The following is a 2,174-nucleotide window of genomic DNA, read 5'->3' as shown; positions in this document are numbered from 1 at the left end:
GAGGAACACCGCCCTATCGGAAAGTACGGACGGATGCACCGGGAATATTTAAGGGAAGTCCACCCAGCCAGATTGAATACATTGATACTGACCGGGGAATTGTGGACATATCTTGCAGACCTGAACGAACAGGCACAGGAACGGTTAGACACCATCATGGAGCAGATGAAAACTGCCGAGGGCGTAACCGAGGAATTGAAGCGTACCCACCAAATGGAATGGGTGCAGCGTTGCAATAACATTCATAACCGGGCAGAAGAAATTGTTTTGCATGAGATGATTTATTCATAACGGGAGCAATTAAATCGGAGGTATATAAGATGATTGAAATTGTATTTGGTGAAAGTGCCTGTGGAAGTTTGAAAATTGCCCAAACTTACGGCAAGGGAAAGTATAGAGGAAGTGCTGTTTCAATATTTATGAGGCATGAAGACGGGAGTGTTCCATCTTCAGATGAAATGAAAAAAGCACAGCTTCAAGCACAGGAACAAGAACGCATTGCTTGGGAGAATGCTATTCCATTGGGAGGCAAGAGCTGTGATGTTTATTGTTTTGATATGGCTCTTAGTGTGGGAGATATTTCTGATAATGGAATTGGCGAACAGCGGAAAAATGTTTTCAAGAAAATGCTGTCTGTCTGCTTTGTAGAGGATTTAGATTATCAGGTTGAAGAAAAAATACAGAAAATTAAAACTACATTGACCTCAGTGATTGAACGATATGTAGCTGGGGAAGAAATTCGCATTTGGTATAGCTATAATCCAGATGAGCTTTGTGGTATGTATTGGCTTATGAAACAACTTCAACCCTTAAACTGCCAGACAACAATTTATTTGGTTAAGTTACCTACATGGGAATATGGAAAAGAAAATACTATGACATCCAAAATAGCATGGGGCGAGGTCTCTCCTGGCGAATGGGGAAACTATATAACTCTACAAGAGAAAGCTAATCCTGTATTTCTTTCAGCTTGTGCTATGAAATGGAATCAACTTCAAAATGAAAATGCACCTTTGCGTGCAATGTTAAATGGTAAATTGCAAAGCGTTTCAGAAGATATATATGATAGTTTCATTCTTCGTGAAATTGCGGAACAGCCAGAGCAATTCAAAATGGCTATTGTCATAGGTAATGTTTTAGGAAAATATCAACTTGGAATTAGTGATGTATGGATTTCCAATCGCATTGATAAAATGCTTGAAGATGGTGTGTTGGAAATTATACAGGACGCACCAAAGGGAGAAACAAATTATCGCCGAATATTAAGAAAACGAATGAAGTAATAACCACAGCACAAACCGCTGCTACATGGAATCCAACAAACCATGCAACAGCGGTTTTCCTTTACCGTTTTTTCCTCTGGTTGATAGGCGTTCCCGTTTTCTTTGATTTTTGGAGAATCCGAATAAGCCAGCGAAATTCTTCATCTGACAGATTTTTATAGTTGATACCGAGCTGCTTGCAGTAAAGCACTGCCAGTTTTTCCAAACGGCTGCCCTTGAAATTTTCGACCGCTTCCAGATTTTCTTTCAGTTCATTGGCAACAGTGGTCTGGGGCGCACTCTCACTATCCTTTTTATGGGTTTCCCGAATATCCCGGATAATCAGGTTTAGGTCATCCAGAACCATGTGGCTGAAATATTCATCATCACTGATATGGGCGGCTTGCAGCACTTTCAAATGTGGGTCATCTTCGCCAGGGCGATACCGTTCTATGATTTCATGTCGGACAGTATCGACAAGGGTGTTGAGGTTTTGAATCTGCATGGTGGCAATCCCATCCACATAAATCTCAATGTCCGCAAGAAACTTGATAAAGTCCTTATGGGTGGCAAGTTCGCAGAGCAGACGGTTGTTGATCCGACCGCTTTTCAGAAGTGCAACCATTTCATCGTTCAAATGCAGCTCCGTCAGTGGCGTGTTGATCTGCTCCCTGTTCTCTGTCCGGCACAGCAGATAATCAACAGAGACCCCATAGAAGTCTGCCAGCGTGATAAGGTTGCCATGATTGATTTCCTTAAAATCCTCTTTTTCATAACTTCCAAGAGCTGATTTGGAAATGCCTGTCAGCTTTGATAGTTCTTCCAGATTTAAGCCTTTGTCCTTGCGGAGTTCCCAAAGGCGTTCCTGTATGCTTGTTGCTCCTTTCATGGGCGCACGCTCCTTTCCAATGG

Annotated in this window: 3 protein-coding genes; 2 read left to right on the top strand and 1 reads right to left on the bottom strand. The window is 42.0% G+C overall.

The window, feature by feature from the left end; genetic code table 11:
- The coding region (locus C7386_RS13150; protein ID WP_318261313.1) for a TnpV protein at positions 1-291 on the top strand (291 nt) is incomplete at its 5' end.
- Between the two features lie 29 nt (positions 292-320).
- Positions 321-1,283: a DUF3658 domain-containing protein gene (locus C7386_RS13145; protein ID WP_005927687.1), complete on the top strand. Its 963-nt coding sequence runs from the start codon at positions 321-323 to the stop codon at positions 1,281-1,283.
- A gap of 61 nt (positions 1,284-1,344) precedes the next feature.
- On the opposite strand, the gene C7386_RS13140 is transcribed toward C7386_RS13145, so the two are convergent.
- The gene (locus tag C7386_RS13140; protein ID WP_005924756.1) at positions 1,345-2,151 is read right to left on the bottom strand and encodes a helix-turn-helix domain-containing protein; all 807 of its coding nucleotides are present in this window, start codon (positions 2,149-2,151) and stop codon (positions 1,345-1,347) included.
- Positions 2,152-2,174: the final 23 nt, after the last annotated feature.

The organism is Agathobaculum butyriciproducens, assembly GCA_003096535.1.
Taxonomy (GTDB): Bacteria; Bacillota; Clostridia; order Oscillospirales; family Butyricicoccaceae; genus Agathobaculum; species Agathobaculum butyriciproducens.
The sequence above is the reverse complement of the archived record's forward strand: the minus strand, read 5'-3'. Positions and strand labels throughout refer to the sequence as shown.